Annotated in this window: 14 protein-coding genes; 10 read left to right on the top strand and 4 right to left on the bottom strand. The window is 70.3% G+C overall.

The features are described from left to right. Positions 1–157 precede the first annotated feature (157 nt). The 4 genes from nhaA to H9X80_RS08685 are packed head-to-tail and all read left to right on the top strand — an operon-like array spanning position 158 to position 3247. Positions 158–1558 carry a Na+/H+ antiporter NhaA gene (gene nhaA, locus H9X80_RS08700; protein ID WP_204793954.1) on the top strand — a complete coding sequence of 467 codons (1401 nt, stop codon included), beginning with the start codon at positions 158–160 and terminating at the stop codon, positions 1556–1558. A gap of 39 nt (positions 1559–1597) precedes the next feature. Then, the gene (amaP, locus tag H9X80_RS08695) at positions 1598–2251 is read left to right on the top strand and encodes an alkaline shock response membrane anchor protein AmaP (RefSeq protein ID WP_204793952.1); all 654 of its coding nucleotides are present in this window, start codon (positions 1598–1600) and stop codon (positions 2249–2251) included. A gap of 2 nt (positions 2252–2253) precedes the next feature. Then, the gene (locus H9X80_RS08690; RefSeq protein ID WP_204793951.1) at positions 2254–2670 is read left to right on the top strand and encodes a DUF2273 domain-containing protein; all 417 of its coding nucleotides are present in this window, start codon (positions 2254–2256) and stop codon (positions 2668–2670) included. 40 nt (positions 2671–2710) lie between these two features. Then, entirely contained in the window at positions 2711–3247 is a 537-nt protein-coding gene (locus tag H9X80_RS08685; protein WP_204793950.1) for an Asp23/Gls24 family envelope stress response protein, read from the top strand. 330 nt (positions 3248–3577) lie between these two features. Here H9X80_RS08685 and H9X80_RS08680 read toward each other — a convergent pair whose 3' ends face one another. Further along, complete coding sequence (locus H9X80_RS08680; protein ID WP_204793949.1) at positions 3578–4564, bottom strand: D-isomer specific 2-hydroxyacid dehydrogenase family protein; 987 nt, start codon at positions 4562–4564, stop codon at positions 3578–3580. A gap of 164 nt (positions 4565–4728) precedes the next feature. On the opposite strand from H9X80_RS08680, the gene H9X80_RS08675 reads away from it, so the two are divergent. Further along, complete coding sequence (locus H9X80_RS08675; RefSeq protein ID WP_204793948.1) at positions 4729–5187, top strand: C-GCAxxG-C-C family (seleno)protein; 459 nt, start codon at positions 4729–4731, stop codon at positions 5185–5187. A gap of 182 nt (positions 5188–5369) precedes the next feature. On the opposite strand, the gene H9X80_RS08670 is transcribed toward H9X80_RS08675, so the two are convergent. The 3 genes from H9X80_RS08670 to H9X80_RS08660 all read right to left on the bottom strand — a co-directional run bounded on the left by H9X80_RS08670 (position 5370) and on the right by H9X80_RS08660 (position 9469). Then, positions 5370–5969: an indolepyruvate oxidoreductase subunit beta gene (locus H9X80_RS08670; RefSeq protein WP_204793947.1), complete on the bottom strand. Its 600-nt coding sequence runs from the start codon at positions 5967–5969 to the stop codon at positions 5370–5372. A 2-nt stretch (positions 5970–5971) separates the two neighbouring features. Next, positions 5972–7741: a thiamine pyrophosphate-dependent enzyme gene (locus H9X80_RS08665; protein WP_204793946.1), complete on the bottom strand. Its 1770-nt coding sequence runs from the start codon at positions 7739–7741 to the stop codon at positions 5972–5974. Between the two features lie 90 nt (positions 7742–7831). Beyond that, a complete protein-coding gene (locus H9X80_RS08660; protein WP_204793944.1) occupies positions 7832–9469 on the bottom strand; it encodes a class I adenylate-forming enzyme family protein in 1638 nt (545 codons plus the stop codon). A gap of 256 nt (positions 9470–9725) precedes the next feature. Between H9X80_RS08660 and H9X80_RS08655 the strand changes: the two genes are divergently transcribed. From H9X80_RS08655 to H9X80_RS08635, 5 genes are all read left to right on the top strand, one after another. Next, positions 9726–10397 (top strand): response regulator transcription factor, encoded by a 672-nt coding sequence (locus H9X80_RS08655; RefSeq protein WP_204793943.1) that lies wholly within the window; start codon positions 9726–9728, stop codon positions 10395–10397. A gap of 60 nt (positions 10398–10457) precedes the next feature. Next, entirely contained in the window at positions 10458–11489 is a 1032-nt protein-coding gene (locus H9X80_RS08650; RefSeq protein ID WP_204793942.1) for an ATP-binding protein, read from the top strand. 155 nt (positions 11490–11644) lie between these two features. Further along, complete coding sequence (locus H9X80_RS08645) at positions 11645–12811, top strand: ATP-binding protein (protein ID WP_204793941.1); 1167 nt, start codon at positions 11645–11647, stop codon at positions 12809–12811. 121 nt (positions 12812–12932) lie between these two features. Then, positions 12933–13751, top strand: coding sequence for an ABC transporter ATP-binding protein (locus H9X80_RS08640; RefSeq protein ID WP_204793940.1), 819 nt, complete (start codon positions 12933–12935; stop codon positions 13749–13751). Further along, positions 13741–15864, top strand: a complete 2124-nt coding sequence (locus H9X80_RS08635) for an FtsX-like permease family protein (RefSeq protein WP_204793939.1) — start codon at positions 13741–13743, stop codon at positions 15862–15864. The genes H9X80_RS08640 and H9X80_RS08635 overlap by 11 nt, the downstream gene beginning before the upstream one ends. The last annotated feature ends 73 nt before the right edge of the window (positions 15865–15937 follow it).

The raw sequence follows: 15937 nt of genomic DNA, 5'->3' as shown, positions 1-15937 counted from the left end.
CGCCCGCCCCGCAGCCCCTCGTCCTTCTCGACGCGTCGGGCGCGCCCGCGGCCCCCGAGCTCGCCCGCCTGCTCGAGGCCGCCCTCGACGCGCTCGCCGCCAAGGTGTTCGTGGAGCAGACGCTTCTTCTGGGCGAGGGAGCGGACGGGGGCGCCCGATGAGCGGCACGGGCCCCAGCATCTTCGGCGAGCCGGCCGTCGTGCGTCGCCTGGAGCGCCGCGGCGCGCTCTCCTGCCTCACCTCAAACGGCACCGTTGCCGCGGCGGTGATGGTGGGCGCCGCGCTCCTGGCCCTCGTGGTGGCCAACACCCCGCTCTACGAGGGCGTCGAGTGGCTGCTCGCCCAGCCGCTCGAGCTCGGTGCCGGGCCGATCACCGTCTCGCTCACCGTCGAGGCCTTCGTGAACGACTTCCTCATGGCGGTGTTCTTCCTGCTCGTGGGCATCGAGCTCAAGTACGAGACCACGGTCGGCCAGCTGCGTCGCCCGCGCCAGGCGGCGCTTCCCATGCTCGCCGCGGTGGGCGGCGTCTGCGCGCCCGCCCTCATCTTCCTGGCCTGCAACCTCGCGGCAGGCGGGGCGGGCGAGCCGCGCGGCTGGGCGGTCCCCATCGCCACCGACATCGCCTTCGCCCTGGGCGTGGTGTCGCTTCTGGGCCGGCGCGTCTCGCCGGAGACCAAGGTGTTCTTCCAGACGCTCGCCATCGCCGACGACATCCTCGCCATCGTGGTGATCGCCCTCTTCTACGGCCAGACGCCGGACCTCGCCTGGTGCGCGGCGGCGCTCGCCTGCACGCTCGCCCTGCTCGGCCTCAACCGGGCGCGCGTCTACTCCGTGGCGCCCTACGTGGCGGTGGGCCTCGTGCTCTGGGCGTGCCTCTACAAGTCCGGCATCCACGCCACGCTCGCGGGCGTCATCCTGGCCTTTGCGCTGCCGAGCCGCTCCGACGTGCGCCTCTCCGAGCTCGGCGGCTGGCTCGCCCGCCGCGCCCGCGACCTCGACGACACCTACGATGACGCCCACCACGTCCTCGGCCAGCACGACTTCACCGAGGGCGCCTGGCACGTGGAGCGCGTGATGCACCACGTGACCCCGCCGCTCGAGCGCATGGAGCGCTACGTCTCGGTCTTCGTGAACTTCCTCGTGCTCCCGGTCTTCGCCTTCGTCAACGCGGAGCTGCACCTCGTGGGGGAGAACTTCGGCGCCATCCTCATGAGCCCGGTGGCCCACGGCGTCTACCTGGGCGCGGTCCTCGGCAAGCCGATCGGCATCATCGGCGTGACCTGGCTGCTCGTGCGCCTGGGGTTCGCGCGCCTGCCGCGCGGCATGGACTGGGCGCAGGTGGTCACGGTGGGCCTCATGGGTGGGGTGGGCTTTACCATGTCCATCCTGATCACGGGCCTCGCCTTCGCCGACCCGGCCGACGCCATCGCCGCCAAGTGCGCGATCCTCGCCGCGTCGGTGAGCTCGGCGGCGCTCGGCCTCGTCTTTGCGCGATGTGCCGTTCCGCGTCCTTCTCGCCGCAAGGGGGATTCTGGTCCGGGCCAAGGGGTATCCTAGGAACGTGTTGGATGGGAGCCGCTCCGATTGGAGATGCGCATGAACGGACTCAAGCGCCTGTGCATGGTCGTCTACGTACTCGCCAGCGCCTTTTCCCTGGGCGCCCTGGCGCTCACGTGGTTCGGCCCGTGGACGCTGGTGGCCTCCGCGCTGCTGAACGTCGAGGCCTACGCGCTGGCGCTCATGGCCTGCCTGGCCGTCAGCGTGCTGGGGCTCGTGGTGCTGCTGGCCCGGGCGCTCTTCGCGCGTCGCACGGTGCGCACGGTGGAGATCGCCACGGTCGACGGCGGCGTCATCTCCGTCACGCGCGACGCCATCGCGGCCCAGGCCTCCCACATCGTCGAGGCGGACGGCACCTGCACCGCCGCGCGCGTGCGGGTGGACGCCAAGGCCCGCGGCCACGTGCGTGTGCACGTCCGGGTGCTCCCGCACGAGACCGTGGACGTGGTGGCCAAGGGCGCCGAGCTCCACGCCGAGCTGATCGACGGCCTGGCCGCCGTGTGCGGTGACAAGGTCGAGGACGTGAGCCTGGAGTTCGTGGAGCCGGAGTCCGTGACGCTGGCCGCCGCGGGGCAGGAGGAGCCGGCCGAGGAGGCCGCGCCCGGGGTCAGCGCGCCGGTGCCCGCCGCCGACTCCACAAGCGAGATCACGGTCTCCATGGGCCCCGCGCGCGACGCTGAGAGGGAGGCGTAGGCATGGCAGACAGAGACGACCGCAGGCCCAAGGTGGAGGTCGAGCAGGGCGAGAAGAACCCCGCCGCCGACGCGTCCCCCGCTGGCGAGAAGAACGGTGCAGCCGGGACCACCGGCACGGCCGGCGCCGCGCCGCGGGTCGAGACGGGCCCTGCGACGGCAGACGCCGGCGCGTCCCTGCGCGGGGCCGGCAGCTGCGTGCGCTCGTGGGTGAGCGCCACCTTCCCCGGCAACGAGAACGCCTTCTGGGGCGGCGTGGTGGGCCTGGTGGCCGCGCTCGTGCTCATTGCCATCGGGCCGTGGTACGCCTTCGTGATCGCGGCGCTGATTCTCGTGGGCGTGGCCGTGGGCCAGCTCGTGGACGGGGACCCCAAGATCATCAACGCGCTGCGCCGGCTCTTCTCGCGCGGCAACCAGTAGCATCCGCGGCGCTGCGGCGCCCTGACACCGAGGAGCGGACATGAGCAAGAACGACACCACAACCGCCAAGGTCACGGACCTCGAGGACGCGCCCGAGCCCACGGGCGAGCTCGCCGCCGCGGAGGCCACCGAGACCGGCCAGGACATCGAGGCCCTGACCGACGACGAGGACGTGGACTCCGAGGACTCCCTGACCTTCTCCAACGGCGTCATCGAGAAGATCGTCGCCATCGCGATGCGCGACGTCCCCGGCGTGGTGGGCATGAAGGGCAGCTGGTTCAACCGCGTGCAGGATGCCTTCGGTGCGAGCGACTCCACCAAGGGCGTGACCGTGGAGGTGACGCCGGAGAGCGCGGTGCGCGTGAACATCTCCGTGCTGATCGAGTACGGGGCGTACGCGCCGCAGGTCTTCGAGGACGTCAAGCGCGCCGTGGTGAAGCAGGTCACGGGCATGACGGGCCTCGAGGTGGCGGGCGTCAACCTGCGGATCGAGGACGTGCTCACGCCCGAGGAGGTCGAGCAGCGCAGCCGCAAGCCGCGGCGCGAGGAGCCCACCGCCGAGGAGGACGCGGAGTAGCGGGCGGGAGGTTCTTCTCGCCGGGGTGCGCGGAAACTGGCGGGTTTGAGCGTTTTGGCTCAGGTGCACCCAAAAGAACCCCGATTTTCTAAACAGCCATCTACCTGCGGAAACGTAAGAAACCGCAGGTAGATGGCCGTCTCTTTCTGGTTAGGATTTGGCGGGTGTTTTGCCCGTCGCGGGTGCGGCGCGGGGGCGCTGCGGACGCGCAGCCCGCCGCGGACGCGCAGCCCGCCGCGGACGCGCAGCCCGCCGCGGACGCGCAGCCCGCCGCGGACGCGCAGCCCGCCGCGGACGCGCAGCCCGCCGCGGACGCGCCGCCGCAGCTCCCTACGCACGCACCTCGTACGGCGAGTCCTCGCCGCGCGAGAAGGCGAGCAGCGCGCTCGTGGTGCTGCGCACCATGCCCTCCACGTCGTCGGCGGTGTAGAAGGCCATGTGTGGGGTCACGATCACGTTGGGCAGCGCGTCGAGGACCGCGCGGTCGCGGTTGGGCAGGACGTCGCGGCTGCGGTCGAGGTAGTAGAGGTTGGACTCGTGCTCGATGGTGTCGAGCGCGGCGCCGCCGAGGTGCCCGGACTCCAGCGCGTCCACGAGCGCCGCGGTGTCCACGAGCGTGCCGCGCGCGGCGTTCACGAGCACGGCGCCCTCCCGCATGAGGCCGAGCTCGCGCGCGCCGATCATGTGGTGGTTCTCCGGCAGGCCGGGCGCGTGGAGCGTGACCACGTCGGAGGCGGCGAGCAGCTCGTCGAGCGTGACGTAGCGGGCGAGCTCGCGGACGTCGTCGCGCGGACAGGGGTCGCTGGCCAGCACGCGGCAGCCGAAGCCCTGCAGGTGGCGCACCACGCAGGAGCCGATGGCGCCGGTCCCCACCACGCCCACCGTGCAGCTGGAGAGGTCGCGGCCGATCTTGCCGGCCAGCCCGAAGTCCTGGACCGCGGCCTGGCGGGCGATGAGCTTGACCTTGCGCAGGGCCATCATCATGAGCATGATCGCGTAGTCGGCCACGCCCTCGGGCGGGTAGGCGGCGTGGGCCACGCGGATGCCGAGCTCGCGCGCGGCGGCGAGGTCGACGTGGTCGTAGCCGATTGAGCGGGTGGCCAGGCCGCGCACGCCGAGCCGCGCGTAGGCGGAGAGCAGCTCGGGCGTCATCGGGTTGGTGATGATGGAGACGCCGTCGGCGCCGGCTGCGAGCTCGGCGTTCTCAAGCGTGGGGTAGTCGGCGGTCCAGCCGTAGTCAAAGCCGAGCTCGCGGCTGAGCGCGTCGAGGTAGCCGAGCTCGTCGTAGGGGCGCAGGGCAAAGGCAAAGAGCTTCATGGGGTCCTCCGTGGTTGCGGGACGTTGTGCCCTAGGGTAGCGCTTCCGGTGCCCCCGGCCCCGCGGAACCGAGCCGGTGCCCCCGGCCCTGTGGAACCGAGCCGGCGCCCCGGCCCCGCGGGCAATCCCGTATCATGGCGATGCAACCAAGAGAGGGGAGAGGCGTGAGGGACAAGGTGAGCATCTCCGCGGTGAGCGCCGCGGCGGGGGAGTTTAACGCGCGGACGGGCGCCGAGCACCTGAACTGCGGCGAGTCGGTGATCGCGGCGCTCTGGGACGCCTTCCGCCCGGACTTCCCGCGCGAGCTCGCGGTGACGGCCGGCGCCGGGATGGGCCGCGGCATCGGCGGGTCCGGCTGCGTGTGCGGCTCGCTCAACGGCGGCGTGACCTTTATCGGCCTCATGACCGGGGACAAGCTGCGTGCCAAGCCGCTCGCCGCCAGGCTGCACGACGCCTTCCGCGCCGGCACCGGCCGGAACGTGACCTGCTGCCGGGTCCTCACGCGCGGCATGGAGTGGGGGAGCCCCGAGCGCCGGGCCCAGTGCCAGGGCTTCTGCGAGCTCGCGGCCGGCCTGACCGCGCGCATCCTCTGCGAGGAGCTCGGCGTCCGCGCGGAGGAGTAGCGGCGAGAAGGACCCGCGGCAGCAGCGGCGAGAAGGACCCGCGGCATCGCCCCATGGCGAGAAGGACCTGCCCCCTGGGGAGGCAGGTCCTTCCGTGAGGTTCTTCTCGCCACGTTTGACGTGTGGGGGCGGGCTACTCGTGGCCGCCCCGGCAGGGCCCGCGCCCGCCCCGGCCCGCGGCTCTACCGCGCGGCCCCGCGCAGCGCCGCGTCGCGCCCGGCGTCGAAGGCGGCGAGGTTGGCGTCGATGGTCGCCGGCGGCACGCAGCGGCGCACGGCCTCGCGCCAGAGCTCGACCTCGAAGGGCAGCGCCGTGGAGAGCGCGCCCACCAGCACCACGTTGGTGGACTTGGGCGCGCCGAGCCCGCGCGCGATCACGCCGGCGTCCAGCAGGTGTGCGCCCATCTCGCGCAGGCGCTCGTCCACGCGCTCGGGCATCTTTGCGTTGCCGATGTTGACCGAGACCGGCGTGATCTCCTCGTCGTTGACGAACATGCGGCCGCCCTCGGCCAGGTAGTGCTGGGCGCGCAGGGCCTCGACGGCCTCGAAGGCCACCACCACGTCGGCCCGTCCCTCGTCGCAGACCATCGTGGAGACGTGCTCGCCCACGCGGATGACCGTGCTCACCGAGCCGCCGCGCTGGCTCATGCCGTGGATCTCAGACACCTTGACGTCGAGGCCCGCCTCGGCCGCCACCTCGGCGAGGAGCTTGCCGGCCAGGATCGTGCCCTGGCCGCCCACGCCCACCAGGAGGATGGTCTTGGTTTCGCTGAGCTTCTCCATGCTTACTCCTTAGTGATGCAGTGGAACGGGCAGGACTGGACGCACTGGTCGCACCCGATGCACTGGGTGGGGTCGATGGCGGCGGTGCCGTCCTTGGCACGCCCGAGCGCGGGGCAGCCGATCTTCAGGCACTGCCCGCACGCGCGGCAGTCGCGGATGGTGGGCAGCTTGCCGCGGCTGCGGTCCACGAGGCGGCACGGCGCCTTGAACACGATGACGCTGAGCTGGTCGGCGTTGGCCACGGCGTCCTTGAGCGCGCCGCGCACGGCCTGGAGGTCCTGCGCGTCGACCTCGCGGACGTCCTCGACGCCCAGCGCTCGGCAGAGGGCGATCAGGTCGAGCGCCTTGCCGGTGGGGTTGTCGAGCGGGCCCACGCCGTGGCCGGAGTCGGTGAGGGTGACGCCGTTGACGGGGTTGCCCTGCGTGCCGGTCATGGCCGTGGTGCGGTTGTCCAGGATGCAGAGGGTGCCGACGCCGCCGTTGTAGATGGTGCCGAGCAGGCTCGTGATGCCGGAGTGCGCGAAGGTGGAGTCGCCGATCACGCCGATGACCGGGCGCCCCGTGCGCTCGGGCGTCCCGGCGAGCTCCATGCCGTGCGCCATCGAGAGCGAGGCGCCCATGTCGATGACCGTGTGGCAGGCGCCGTAGGGGGCCACCGCGCCGAGCGTGTAGCAGCCGATGTCGCCGGTGACGATGGCCTTGATGCGGCGCAGCTCGCAGAAGACCAGGCGGTGCGGGCAGCCCGGGCAGAACGCGGGCGGGCGCGGCGGCAGGTCCTCGGCGGCGGCGAGGTGCGCGGGCTCCCCCAGGCCGAAGGCAGCGCGGATCTTGGCGGGCGTGAGCTCGCCGCCGGCGGGCAGCGGGGCCGCGGGCGGCGTGTCCAGCGTCACGCCGAGGGCGCGGACGTGCTCGGAGAGGTAGTCGCTCGCCTCCTCGACCACGTAGCAGTGCTCGACGGAGGTGGCGAAGCGCGCCAGCGCGTCTGCCGGCAGCGGCCAGACGAGCCCGAGCTTGAAGGTGCTCGCGTCCGGGAGCGCCTCGCGGACGTGCTGGTAGACGGCACCGGAGCAGATGACGCCGACCTTCTCGCCCCGCGTCTCGACGCGGTTCCACGGGCAGGTCTCGGCGTAGTCGGCAAGCTCCCTCGTGCGCTCGTCCACCGCGGCGCGACGGCGCACGGCGTTGGCGGGCATCATGACGTACTTGCCGATGTTGTCCTCGTAGGGGCGCGGCTCCACGGCCTCGCGGACGCCCTCCGGCGAGACGAGCGTGCGGGTGTGGGCGATGCGCATGGTCTCGTGCAGCATGACCGGCGTGTCGAAGCGCTCGGAGAGCTCGAAGGCGGCGCGGGTCATCTCGTAGCACTCGGCCGAGTCGGTGGCGCTGAGGCACGGGATCCGCGCGAAGGCGGCGTAGAAGCGGGAGTCCTGCTCGTTCTGGGACGAGTAGCAGGAGGGGTCGTCAGCGGCGAGAAGGACCAGGCCGGCGTTGACGCCCGTGTTGCAGGCGCTCATCAGCGGGTCGGCCGCCACGTTGACGCCGACGTGCTTCATCGTGACGAGCGAGCGCGCCCCGCCGATGGCCGCGCCGAGCCCCACCTCGAGCGCGACCTTCTCGTTGGGCGCCCACTCGCAGTAGACGTCCTCCCTGCGCACGAGCGCCTCGAGGGTCTCGGTGGAGGGCGTGCCGGGGTAGCCGACGCCCACGGCGCAGCCGGCCTCCCAGGCGCCCTGCGCGATGGCCTCGTTTCCGGACATGAGGTGCTTGTCCATGTCTCTCCTCTCCTGTGGCGGGGCGGGGCCCGAGGGCCGTGCCTCAGCTTGGCGGCGGCAGCGCGGGCCCCAGGGCCCCGCCCCGCCCGGCTAGCGTCCCGACTCGCGCGCGACGAGGCCCTCGGCCCCGTACTTGGCGCGCAGCGCCGGCTTCTCTATCTTGCCCGTGGGGTTTCTCGGCACGGGCGCAAAGATGACCTTGCGGGGCCGCTTGTAGCGCGGCAGCCCCTTGCAGAACCGGTTGACATCCTCCTCGGTGAGGGGGTCGGCCCCCGGCTTGAGCTCGATGACGGCGGCGGCGATCTCGCCCAGACGCTCGTCGGGCAGGCCGATTACGGCCACGTCCTTGATGGAGGGGTGCCCCATCAGGTAGTCCTCGATCTGCACCGGGTAGAGGTTCTCGCCGCCGGTGATGATGACGTCCTTCTTGCGGTCCACGAGCCACAGGAAGCCGTCCTCGTCACGCCGGGCCATGTCGCCGGTGTGAAGCCAACCCCCCACGAGCGCCTCGGCGGTCGCCTCCGGGTCCTTGTAGTAGCACTCCATGAGGCCGGGCCCGCGCACGCAGAGCTCGCCGACCTCGCCGTCCGGCACGTCCCTGCCGCCCTCCGAGACCACGCGGCACTCCCAGCGGTAGCCGGGAACGCCGATGGCCCCCACGTGGCCGATGTTCTCCATCCCCAGGTGCACGCAGCCCGGCCCCATGGACTCGGAGAGGCCGTAGTTGGTGTCGTAGGCGTGGTTGGGGAAGACCTCGCGCCAGCGGCGGATGAGACTCGCCGGCACGGGCTGGGCGCCGATGTGCATGAAGCGCCACTGGTCCAGGTGGTAGTCCTTGAGGCGGACCGAGCCGTCCTCCAGGGCCACGAGGATGTCCTGGGCCCACGGCACGAGCAGCCACACGATGGTGCAGCGCTCGGCCGAGACCGTCTCGAGTACCGTCTTGGGGGAGACCCCGCGCAGGAGCACGCCGCGGCTGCCCGTGATGAGGCTGCCGAGCCAGTGCATGCAGGCGCCGGTGTGGTAGAGCGGCGGGATGCAGAGGAAGACGTCGTCGTGGGTCTGGTGGTGGTGGACCTGCTCCATCTCGGCCGCCTGGGTGAGGCTCTGGTGGTGGTGCAGGATGGCCTTCGGGAACCCCGTGGTGCCGCTCGAGAAGTAGATGGCGGCGTCGTCGTCCTCGGAGAGCGGGACGTTCGGGTCGGCCGAGGAGCACAGGCTCGCGAGCTCGCGGTAGGACTCCGCCCAGGTGGGGCAGTCGTCGCCCACGAAGAAGAGCAGGCGGCCGGGCTGGATGCGGTCGACGACCTCCTCAACGCGCCCGATGAACTCCGGCCCGAAGACGAGGATGTCCACGTCGGCCTTCTCGAGGCAGTACTCGATCTCGTCGGCCGAGTAGCGGAAGTTGAGCGGCACCACCGTGGCGCCGGACTTGAGCACGCCAAAGTAGAGCGGCAGCCACTCGATGCAGTTGTAGAGCAGGATTGCAACCTTGTCGTCGCGGCGGACGCCGCGGGAGAGCAGCAGGTTGGCAAAGCGGTTGGCCTTCTCGTCGAAGACCTGCCAGGTTATCTCGCGGCGGAACGGCTCGTCGTCGGTGGTCTCCACGAGGTCGTAGTCGCGCCAGGTGATGTGGCGGTTCTCGCGGCGCTCGGGGTTGACCTCCACGAGCGCGACCTCGTTGGGGTAGCGACGCGCGTTCTCGCGCAGCATGTCGACGATGGTCATGGGGCGGCCTTTCTGCCCTTCGGAGTTACAGCCCTCTCATGATAGGCGCGCGGCCGTGGCGGCACCGTCGCGTTCCGGCGAGCGGTAACGCGCTGGTGACGCGTGCGGGGCGAGAAGGACGCGCGGGGCGAGAAGGACGCGCGGGGCGCGGAGGCGCGGCGGGCCGGCATCGGTCCCGAGGCCCTTCTCGCCGGCGGGCGTGTCCCGCGCCTGTGCTACGCTCGACAGACGAACCCCGCACGGAACGGAGGCACACATGAGACGGCTCCTCGTGGTCGAGGACGACGCGCACATCAGGGACGAGCTCTGCGTCCTGCTCGCGCGCAACGGCTATGAGGCCCGCGCGCTCACGAGCTTCGACGACGTGGCCGCCCAGATTCTCGACGCGGCCCCCGACCTCGTGCTGCTTGACCTCAACCTGCCCGGCGTCGACGGCACCTACGTCTGCCGCGAGGTCCGCCGCGCGAGCCCCGTCCCCATCGTCGTGGTCACCTCCCGCGACAACGACATGGACGAGCTGCTCACGCTCTCCTTCGGCGCGGACGACTTCGTGCCCAAGCCCTACAACGACCAGGTGCTCCTTGCCCACGTGGCGTCGGTGCTCAAGCGCAGCTACGGCGAGGGCGCGGCCTCGGCCGAGATCAGCCACGCCGGCGTCACGCTGGACACCGCCCGCTGCCGCGTGACGCACGACGGCCGCTCCGCCGAGCTCACCAAGAACGAGCTCAAGATCCTGGCGCTGCTCATGCGCAACGCCGGCGCGGTGGTGAGCCGCCAGCGCATCCAGGAGGAGCTCTGGGCCTCCGACGAGTTCGTGGACGACAACACGCTCACGGTCAACGTCAGCCACCTGCGCGCCACGCTCGCAAAGATCGGCGTGGAGGACTTCGTGCGCACCAAGCGCGGCATGGGCTACCTGGTAGAGTAGGGCGCCGGCGGACGGCGTGCCGCGCGGCGGCCGGCAACGGACAGGGGGGGCGAGAAGAACGTGGGCTTTCTGGCGTATCTCAGCGACCGGGTGGTCCCGCTGGCCGTGCGGGTACTCGCGCTTGCGTTCGTGGCGCTCGTGATGGTCGTCTACGGGGTCGAGGGCGCGGTCGTGGCGTTTGTCTGCACGGTGCTCGCGCTGGCGGCCGTCGTGGCGACGCTTCTGGACTGGCTGCACCGCCGCGGCTTCTACCGGAGCCTCCAGCAGACGCTCGACGCCCTCGGCGAGCGGTCCTACCTGGCCACCGAGCTCGTGGAGCGCCCGCACGTGCTCGAGGGCGAGCTCTTCTATGACGCGCTCGACCGCGAGTCCCGCGCCATGCGCGACCGCATCGCCGCGGCCCGCAGGCGCGAGCGGGAGTACCGCGAGTACGTGGAGACGTGGGTCCACGAGATCAAGACGCCCATCGCGGCGGCGCGCCTCATCGCCAAGAACAACCCGTCGCCGGCCGTGGACGCCATCGACGCCGAGGTCGACTCCGTGGAGGGCTACGTGGAGCAGGCGCTCTACTACTCCCGCTCCACCTCGCTCGACCGCGACTTCCAGATCCGCGAGGTCGTGCTTGGCGACGTGGTGCGCGACGCGCTGCGCCACAAGGCCCGCGCCCTCATCGACGCGCGGGTGACGCCCGAGCTCGAGGGGCTCGAGGTGCGCGTGCACGCCGACCCCAAGTGGCTCTCCTTCGTGGTGGGGCAGGTGCTCGTCAACGCCGCCAAGTATCGCCGCACGGACGGCGAGCAGGGGCACGTGCGGATCTGCGCCACGCGGGAGGAGACCGGCCTGGACGCGTGGTCAACGCGGCTCGAGATCTCCGACGACGGCATCGGCATCCCGGCCTCCGACGTGGGACGCGTCTTTGACAAGGGATTTACCGGCGAGAACGGCCGCCGGTTCGCGCGCTCCACCGGCATCGGCCTCTACCTCGTGCGCGAGCTCTGCCGGAAGATGGGCGTGGAGGTGTGGCTGGAGTCCAAGGAGGGCGCGGGTACCTCGGTGTTTCTCGCCTTCCCGGACATGGTCGAGCGCGCCTAGCCTCGGGGCCGCGCGGGCTGCCGGGCGAGGCTGTCTAGGACGTTTTGCAGGTAGCGTCTATGACAAATTGCAAGTAGGAGCTATGACAAACTACTAGTAGAGGCTATGATAAATTACAAGTAGAGTCTATGATAAATTACTAGTAGGGAGGTCTCATGATCGAGCGCGAGCTGCGAGAGCGCGTCCTTGGCGCCGCGACGCAGTACCCGGCCGTCTCGGTGACCGGGCCGCGCCAGAGCGGAAAGACGACCCTCGTGCGCGATGCGTTTCCCGGCTACGAGTACGTCAGCTTTGAGAACGAGGACGTGCGGGCGCAGTTTGAGGAGAACCCCCGGGACTTTCTCGTCAGGTATCGCTCCCACGTGATCTTCGACGAGGCGCAGCGCGTCCCGTCGCTCTTCTCGTATCTGCAGGAGGTCATCGACGAGTCCGACGAGCCAGGCCGCTTCGTCCTCACCGGGTCCCAGAACTTCCTGCTTATGAAGTCGGTTACGCAGTCGCTCGCCGGTCGGGTCGCGCTGTTCACGCTGCTCCCGCTCTCGCTCTTCGAGCTCTCCTCCGCTGGTCTTGCGCCGGCGTCCCCGGTGGAGTGGCTCTATGCCGGCGGCTACCCGCGCCTCTTTGACCATGGCATCGATCCCGCGGACTTCTTCGACAACTACGTGGAGACCTACCTCACGCGGGACGTGCGGGCGGAGCTGGGCGTGCGGAGCCTCTCGGACTTCCGCAGGTTCCTTGGCCTCTGCGCCCTTTCCTGCGGGGAGCTGCTCAACGTGTCGCGCCTTGCCACAGACTGTGGCATCGCCCACGAGACGGCCAAGAGCTGGCTCTCCATCCTGGAGGCGAGCCACATCGTGTTCATGCTCCAGCCGCATCTGGGCAATGCGCGCAAGCGACTCACCAAGCGTCCCAAGCTCTACTTCTACGACACGGGCCTGGCCTGTGCGCTGCTCGGCGTGGGCGGGGCGGACGAGCTGCTGCTGAGCGAGCGGCGTGGTCCGCTGTTCGAGTCGGCGGTCGTCTCGGAGCTCATGAAGCGCTCCTTCGCCCGTTCGCGCCGGGTGCGCCTCTCGTACTGGCGGGACGCCAACAAGAACGAGATCGACCTGGTCATCGAGAAGGGCCTTCAGCCGGTGGGGGCCGTTGAGATAAAGTCCTCGGCAACGTACAACCCCCGCTTTTTCAAGACGCTCGCGGCCCACGCCGGCGACCTCGGCCTGGGGCCGGAGTCGTGCGCGGTCGTCTACGGGGGCGACTACGAGATGGACACGGAGGCGGGGCGGCTTGTCTCGTACCGCAACGCGGGGAGCCTGCTTGCTTGAGTCCCAGAAAAGAACAGGCCACCTTACGAAAGCATAAGGTGACCGTAAGTCGGCCTTATGGCAGCCGGGCGTGGCGAGAAGGACTATGTTGCCGTACGCATTCCCCGACGAGAGGAGCCCCATGGCACCTTCGCACGCCCGTCCCACCGGTCCCGCGGCACCCGCGCCCGGCCCTGTGCGCCCGGTCCTTTCCTGCCAAGACGTCGAGAAGCTCTACGGCAGCCGCACCAACGTCACCCGCGCCCTCGACGGCGTCTCCTTCGACGTGGCCCCTGGCGAGTACATCGCCATCATGGGCCCGTCGGGCTCCGGCAAGACCACGCTGCTGAACTGCGTCTCCACGATCGACCGGCCTACCTCCGGCCACATCTACGTGGACGGCCAGGACATCACGGAGCTGCGACCGGGGCAGCTCTCGCGCTTCCGCCGCGAGCGCCTGGGCTTCGTCTTCCAGGACTCCAACCTCCTGGACACCCTCACCGCGCGGGAGAACATCGCGCTCGCGCTCACGATCAACCACGCGCCGGCGCGCGAGGTCCCGGCCCGCGTGAGCGAGGTCGCCGAGCGCCTCGGCGTCTCCGACGTGCTCGACAAGTTCCCGCACCAGATGTCCGGCGGCCAGAAGCAGCGCGTGGCCGCGGCCCGCGCCATCGTGACCAACCCGTCGCTCGTGCTCGCCGACGAGCCCACGGGCGCCCTCGACTCCAAGAACTCCCGCCGCCTGCTGGAGAGCCTCGAGGCGCTCAACGCCGACGGCGCCACGATCATCATGGTCACGCACGACTCGTTTGCCGCAAGTTATTCTCGCCGGGCGCTCTTCCTCAAGGACGGGCGGATCTTCTCCGAGATCGTGCGCGGCACCAAGACGCGCAAGCAGTTCTTCGACGAGATCATGGACGTCGTGTCCTTCCTGGGAGGGGAGGGCGCAGATGTACGCTAAGATCGCGCTCGGCAACGTCCGCAAGTCCTTCCGGGACTTCGCGGTGTTCTTCCTGACGCTGGCCTTTGGCGTCTGCGTGTTCTACGCCTTCGGCTCGATCAACGACCAGGCGGCCGTCATCGGGCTTGCCGAGGACGAGCGCACCCTGGTCGAGACGCTCGTGGGCATCTTGAACGGCCTCACCGTCTTCGTCGTCATCATCCTCGGGTTCCTCGTGGTCTACGCAAACCGCTTCCTCATCCGGCGGCGCAAGCGGGAGTTTGGCATCTACCTCACGCTGGGCATGGACATCCGCCACGTCTCCTGGATCATCGTCATAGAGACGCTCACCGTGGGCTTAGGTGCCCTCGCGGTGGGGCTGGCCCTGGGCGTGGCCCTCTCGCAGGTCATGATGTACGTCACGGCAGGGCTCTTCGAGGCCACGATCTCCGGCTTCGTCTTTGCGTTCTCGCCCTCGGCGGCGCTTGCCACCGTGGCGTGCTTTGCGGGCATCTTCCTGGTGACGCTCGTCTTCAACGTGGGCACCGTGAGCCGCTACCGCCTGATTGACCTCATCAACGCGGACCGCGTGAGCGAGCGGGTCACGCTGCGCAGCCTGCCGCTCTCGGTGGCGCTCTTCGTGGTGTCGGTGGCGCTTATCGGCGTGGCCTACGCCACCCTGCTTGAGCACGGCATGATGGAGGAGGGCCCGTACTTCGCGCTGGCCACGGGTCTCGTCACGGTGGGCACGCTGCTGCTGTTCTTCTCGATCTCCGGCTTTGCCCTGCGCGCGCTGCAGGCGAGCCCGCGCGCCTACCTCTCCGGCCTCAACATGTTCGTGATGCGCCAGCTCAACAGCCGCATCAACACCGCCTGGCTCTCGATCAGCCTGGTCTGCGCGATGCTCTTTCTGGCCATCTGCGGCGTGTGCACGGGCTTCTCGGTGGCCTCGGGCGTGAACGACGCGCTGCGGCTGGGCACGCGCTACGACATGTCGCTCGTGAGCTACCCCACCGGCATGCTCGGCGAGCAGGGCACGGACGGCCCGGCCGCCGCGGACGGCTACGACGCGATCGCCCGCATGCGCGCGGACATCCCCGAGTTCGACGAGCTCTTCCGCGACGCCGTGCAGGTCAACCAGTACCAGTACGACGCCGACGGACGCCCGCTTGTGGACGTCACGGTGGAGGACATCTTCGCCAACACCGATTTCAGCGGCAACGCCACGATGCAGACGCTGCTCCAGGGCAACACCGAGCAGCTCCTCACGGTCGTTCCGGTCTCCGAGTACAACGAGCTCGCTCGGATGCTCGGCGAGAAGGACGTGGAGCTGGCGGACGGCGAGTGCCTGCTCTGGAACGACATGCCCTCCCTCGATGAGCTCTGGGAGGCGGCGTGCGCACAGAACGGCGAAGTCACGGCCTGCGGGCAGACGCTGCGCTTTGCCGAGGAGCCCCTGGCGAGCCTGCCCTTCTCGGACACGGGCGCCGGCGGCACGGTCTCGGGCGCGCTCATCGTGAACGATGACGTGATCCCCGAGGGGCTCGGGCCCGCCATGACCGCGGTGAACCTCATGTACAACGGCGAGCGCGCCGCGGTGGAGCCCGCCGCCACCGCCGCGATCGACGAGGCGTACGACGACGTCATGGGTACCGGGGACACGCTCGCGGCCTGGCCGGTGTGGAACGCCGTGAGCGCCCAGAGCCTTCTGGACTCTTCGGCCGGCACCACGGTGGTGGTGACCTACCTGGCGATCTACATCGGCGTGATCCTGCTCGTGAGCTGCGCGACGGTGCTGGCGCTGCAGCAGCTCTCCGAGGCAGTCGACAACGTGGGCCGCTACCGGGTGCTCGCCGAGCTCGGCGCCGAGCGGCGCATGATCGACCGGGCGCTGTTCGCGCAGATCGCGGTGTACTTCCTGTTCCCGCTGGTGGTGGCCGTGGCGCACGCGTCGGTGGCGCTCAGCGTGGTGAACGACATCGTGGAGCTGCTCACCGGCTTCCAGATTGGGACGGCGCTCGTGGGCACGGTCTGCTTTGTGGTGGCGCTCTACGGCGGCTACTTCGTCGTGACGTACCTGACCTCGCGCTCGATGATCGTGCGCTCGGGGGGCGCTCCTAGCCGACGGTCGTGAGGCGCGCCTGCGGCGGTAGGTGCGCGGGGCGTGGCGCGGGGGCGGTGGCGGTGGCGCGGGCGTGGGGCGTCCC

The organism is Olsenella profusa, from assembly GCF_016900315.1.
GTDB lineage: Bacteria > Actinomycetota > Coriobacteriia > Coriobacteriales > Atopobiaceae > Thermophilibacter > Thermophilibacter profusus_A.
Note: the sequence above shows the minus strand (reverse complement) of the source record. Positions and strands in the feature narration are given on the sequence as shown.